This window comes from Aequorivita vitellina (assembly GCF_022008365.1).
In the GTDB taxonomy this organism is placed as follows: domain Bacteria; phylum Bacteroidota; class Bacteroidia; order Flavobacteriales; family Flavobacteriaceae; genus Aequorivita; species Aequorivita vitellina.
Genome location: NZ_JAIRBA010000057.1, coordinates 1 through 5080, shown reverse-complemented (window position 1 = coordinate 5080; position 5080 = coordinate 1). Strand labels below are relative to the sequence as shown.

General features: G+C 39.4%; 3 protein-coding genes. All 3 read right to left on the bottom strand.

The window, feature by feature from the left end; all coding sequences use genetic code 11:
• Window positions 1–268 precede the first annotated feature (268 nt).
• Window positions 269–1672 carry a TlpA disulfide reductase family protein gene (locus K8089_RS15770; protein WP_237604258.1) on the bottom strand — a complete coding sequence of 468 codons (1404 nt, stop codon included), beginning with the start codon at window positions 1670–1672 and terminating at the stop codon, window positions 269–271.
• 147 nt (window positions 1673–1819) lie between these two features.
• Window positions 1820–3286, bottom strand: a complete 1467-nt coding sequence (locus tag K8089_RS15765) for an FISUMP domain-containing protein (RefSeq protein ID WP_237604257.1) — start codon at window positions 3284–3286, stop codon at window positions 1820–1822.
• Between the two features lie 26 nt (window positions 3287–3312).
• Window positions 3313–3798, bottom strand: coding sequence for a T9SS type A sorting domain-containing protein (locus K8089_RS15760; protein WP_237604256.1), 486 nt, complete (start codon window positions 3796–3798; stop codon window positions 3313–3315).
• Between the last annotated feature and the right edge of the window lie 1282 nt (window positions 3799–5080).

The following is a 5080-nucleotide window of genomic DNA, read 5'->3' as shown; positions in this document are numbered from 1 at the left end:
AATGTCACACTGAGCGCAGTCGAAGTGCCTCGCCAATCCCTATCCCCATTGCCTTTGTACCCAAATTTGGCTCACCAGCTCAAGTCTCAAATCTCAAAATCTCTAGCCTCTAGCCTCTAGCCTCTAGACTCCCCTGTCACATCTCACATCTCAAATCTCACATCTCACGTCTCACGTCTCACATCTCAAATCTCACATCTCACCTCTCAAATCTCAAATCTCAAATCAACAAATGCATTTTATTATTTTAAAAAACTGAAGCTAACTGCTATTTATTTCCCTGTATCAAATACCATTCTATCCATGAATCCAGTTGCTCAGTTGAAGTTGGGCGAAGTACAATTTTGCGCTTGTTATCCAATAAAAATAGGGTAGGAGTACCAAAAACGTGGTAGCTTTTTACAACAGGGCTATCCCACTTCTGATAATCGCTCATACTGATAAAAGAAAACGGTTTTACAAAATTCTTAAACTTTTCAGTATCATCATCCAAAGAAACAAAGACCACTTCTACGTCTTGTTTTTTCCACTTTTGGAATAGAGTATTAATTTGTATTAACTCCTTGGGGCAAGCGGGACACCAACTAGATCCGAAAATCACAACAGTGTAATTGGATTTTATATCCGATAGTTTTTCAGGGGAGTTTACAGGCCCATAGCCGGGTGAGAAGACGTCTTTTTTAAACTCAAAATCAGGTGCGGTATTGCCTATTTTCATAGCGCGGTAGCTTTCCAATTGTGAAGCAATATCCTCATTAATAGTACAGTTATCCTGATTCAAAACTTTTAAGGCCAAGTATTCCGAGGCTTTAAAAAGACTGTGCTTTTCCAATAATTTAAAGAGAAAACCAGTTATTTTATTGAGCTTCTTGGGTTCGTCGGTGAGATTATCCAATATTGAATCGATGGAAATATACATTTCCTTATATGCAGCATCTAGTGAAGATGCAGAATTTTCAAGTAACCAAATATGGTTTTCAATTGCTTCTCTCAATAAACCGCTTTTGTAAAGTCGATCGTCTGAATAATCTAATTCTCTAAAAGCCTTAATGGTAGCCGGAATTTCTTCGGTTCTGTATTGCGCTACTATAGAAACCGAACTAACTAATGCCCGTTTGGGCAAATACCAACTTAAATAGGACTTTTTGTCCATTGCCGCTATAGCTGAGCTATCTTCCGCCTTTATACGTTGTTTTTCGCTTTTTATGATTTGCTGAAGTAATTTATGCGAATTAAAAAGTGGATCTTCAGAATAGATATTAGACAAATAGTCCCAAGCGCTAAAAGCTTGTTCTCTCCGTGGCTTTTCCGAAGCGTACTTCGCAAATAATTGATTTTCTTTTCCTGAAAGAATTGTAATGCTTTCCGGAGCACTTAAACTATTGCCTTTTAATTGAATATCTTCTTTGTGTAATACCACAAAATAGGCTTTATTATCCGTGGAAGCTAAATACCCCATGCCCATATCTTTTTCCGCAAAACGCAAACTGAATTCACCTTCTTTAGAAACCTGAGTGCTATCTATAGTGTAAATACCAAAATCCTGAAAACCTACTAATTTCACCTGTTGCCCTGCCAAAGGAGGAAAACGGCCCGAAATACTGTGCTGTGCAAACGCGCAAACCGGTATTAATAGCAATAATAGAAATTGTAGATTGTTTTTAAAATTCATATTAAAAGACGAGTATATTATTATTCGTGCCGCAACATATGCTACAAATTTATAGAATTGAGTCGAGGGACAATTATAAATAAAAAGCAGAAAGTTCATAAAATTTTCACTTTACAAACTTTCCGCTTTCTTTAATCTTAAACTTAATTAATCTTGAATACAACGTACACTGTCTCCAGTTGCACGGTGGCTGCTAATTACATAAGCACTCGTTCTAAAGTTTAGGAAACGTGAATAGATTCCACCAGCTTCATTAGATAGCGTGCTCGACCAATAGCTACCGCTAGTTCCTACACCGCTAAAAGTACCATCGCTATATTTCCGCTGACCAGCTACAGGTAATTTAAGAGGAGAGCCATAAGCCCCAGCTGCGTTGTTACTAGCCCAACTTCCGCGTTCTGCTTCCCATTCTGTCTCGGTTGGTAAACGGTAACCGCTCGGACAAGGGTTGTTAACACCGTTTACGCCCTGCCAAAGGTTGTCGTTTTGTGGCACGTGCCAGTCAAACGGACTGTCTCCGTTAATGATGAAATCACCGTGACCTGGAGTATCTGTGCTACTAAGAGTAGTTGTGGTTGCTGAAGTTCTTTTTTCGTGACCATCAGTTCCTCTTCCCCATTGGTATAAATCGCCGTAAGAATCAGGGTCATTACTTGAAGTTGCAACCTGTGCTGCCCCCAAGTTTCTATCCAACCACGTTTTTCCGGTTGTTGGGTTTATTACTGTGCCAATACCGCCACTGCAAGCATTCGTTTCAGTAGCAATAATATTCGAATTTGTACCTGTACCAGTATTGTTGCTCGCTCTTAATCTGTAGAAATACTCCGTACCACAGATTAAACCAGTCGCTGTGAAAGTAGTAACATTGCCAACTTCAAAGTTGTTGTAAACCCAAGTCCCTGTAAAATCTACGGCAGTGTTTACGTCTAAAAAGTAAGTAGTTGCTCCTGTACTTGCAGTCCAGTTGGCATCAAAACTTTCTTCTGTAATACTAGTAGCATCTGTTGCAACAAATGGCCCAGGAAGATTGGTCCCTGTAGTATTTGCAACCCATGTAGGTGTGTTATTAACAAAAGTTAATACATCTCCTTCATTTCCTGTAGTAACAACGGTCCACTCTGTACCATCCCAATACTGCATTTCGCCAGCAACTGTTCCATTGGGAACTCTTGGGTCAACTTCGTTAATTGTTCCTGTAATAGATTCAGCAGTTTTTGAATGTAGCGAGTAAGGCACGCTAAGTAACTGACTTGTTCCTGTAATACTGTAGTTGGTTCCTCCAGCTGGATCGGTCTCTGTTTTAATAAAGTAACTGTCATTTGTCCAGTCTATAGTATCGAAACCAGCACCATCACCTATTTCAATACTTACCAATCCGTTGTTGTTTGTGGTTGGGGTTTGCGTTTCAGTATAAACAACCGTTCCGTTTATTGAACCTTGTAAAACACTAATTTGCATTCCTACTTGTGTGTTGGATATTAGCACGTCATTGGCATCGCGAATTACCGCTTGGTAACTTAATTTTTCAGGGGCTTGTGCGAATATTGAAGAGTTTACGAGCAGGGTTAATGTGAAAATTAATGCTACTCTAAAGTTGTAAAGTTTGTTATTCATTATTTTAAATTTAATATTTAGTACTTCTAGTTTTTAACTATTTTAAATGTTTTTACTTCCTTGGTGCCGTGGCTTACTTTTACAAAATATGTGGCAACGGGGAGGTTGCCCATATCAAGCTGCGTTTGGCTGCTTGTAATGTTTTCAGCGCGAAGAAGTCTTCCGTGAATATCGAACATTTGCAAGCTGAGGTTTGATAGATCAAAATCCTTTACTTCTAATGTTAGGTAAGTGGCTGTTGGGTTTGGGTAGGCGGCAAGTAAAATAGTTAAACCTTCTACTTCATTAACACCTAATACTGAAACTTCGAACGCTTGTTGCACTCCTTGTGCCACTGAACCATCTGTTCCCGTATTTGTAGTGTAAACCATCTGGCCTATAGAATAACTCGCCGAGCCTCCGCTGCCTGTGGCTTCACCACCTGTGGCATTAGTACTTTCTTGTGCCTGCGCCGCTGATAGACCCAGTCCTAATAAAAGTACAGCACATAATTTTAATTGGTTGTGTCGCATGTTTTTTATCACTTATTTTTAATTAATATTCTTGTAATTGAGCTAAAATTCAGATGTATGTAAAAGAAAAATTGCTTAAATAATGTGTTGAATGTGGTAACACAATATTTAAACAATCCAATATTTCACCTTATTTATGCTTCCCGCTTAAAGATGAAAAATTTACTCGGTAAAAATACATCGAAAAAACATTACCTTTTAGCGGTAATTAAAGAAAAATCGGACTTTAACATGACTGGATTTAACGTATTTTTTTAATTATACTTTTGAAGAAAATGTAATATTCTTGAATGATATTAATCGTTTTCGTGTGTTATAGCCATCCTTTTTTTGGAGTTTTAATTTACACATTGTCTTTTTACTTTAAAAAAGCTCCGCAATTACTAAATGTGATGTAAAACGATAGACAATAATCGTGAAAATTTCCCATTAATAAACCGCTTTATGGCTGATGTTTTCGTTTGAGTCTAGCCTCTAGATTCACATCTCACATCTCACATCTCACATCTCACATCTCAAGTCTCAAATCCCCATCCAAAATGTCACACTGAGCGCAGTCGAAGTGCCTCGCCAATCCCCATCCCCAATCCCATTCTCTTTGTGCCCTTCGTGCCTCCTTAGCGTTCTTTGTGGTTAACCCATCCCTGCTACCGCGCAACTGCATCACGTTCCTCGCTAGGGCAACGCGTGTCAATCCAATCAACAAATCTCCATCCAATATGTCACACTGAGCAGTCGAAGTGCCTCGTCCAGCCCAACCCCATTGTCTTTGTACCCAAATTTGGCTCACCCATCTCAAGTCTCATATCTCAAAATTTCTAGTCTCTAGCTTCTAGACTCTAGATTCTCCCTTCTAAACTCCTCAACTCAAAACCCAACCCATTTATATGTCGTCCCTACGGGACAAAAATTCCAATCACAACAATGCTTCTACCAATATTTCGTGCCTACGGCACCTAAAGGCAAAACTAGGAATATGTTTAAAACATTTGTTTTCGTTTGAGTCTAGCCTCTAGTCTCTAGCCTCTAGCCTCTAGATTCTAGTCTCCCCTGTCACGTCTCACATCTCACATCTCAAATCTCAAATCTCAAATCTCCATCCAATGTCACACTGAGCGCAGTCGAAGTGCCTCGCCCAGCCCAACTCCATTGTCTTTGTACCCAAATTTGGCTCACCCATCTCAAATCTCAAATCTAAAGCGTCCTACGTCCTACGTCTTACCGTCATACGTCATCTTCATCTTCGTCCTACCTGAACTTCCCTGATTAGAGTTGACCGTTT

Coding starts and splice junctions, on each gene's coding strand:
- K8089_RS15770 (WP_237604258.1), bottom strand. CDS start 1,672: ATGAATTTTAAAAACAATCTACAATTTCTATTATTGCTATTAATACCG.
- K8089_RS15760 (WP_237604256.1), bottom strand. CDS start 3,798: ATGCGACACAACCAATTAAAATTATGTGCTGTACTTTTATTAGGACTG.
- K8089_RS15765 (WP_237604257.1), bottom strand. CDS start 3,286: ATGAATAACAAACTTTACAACTTTAGAGTAGCATTAATTTTCACATTA.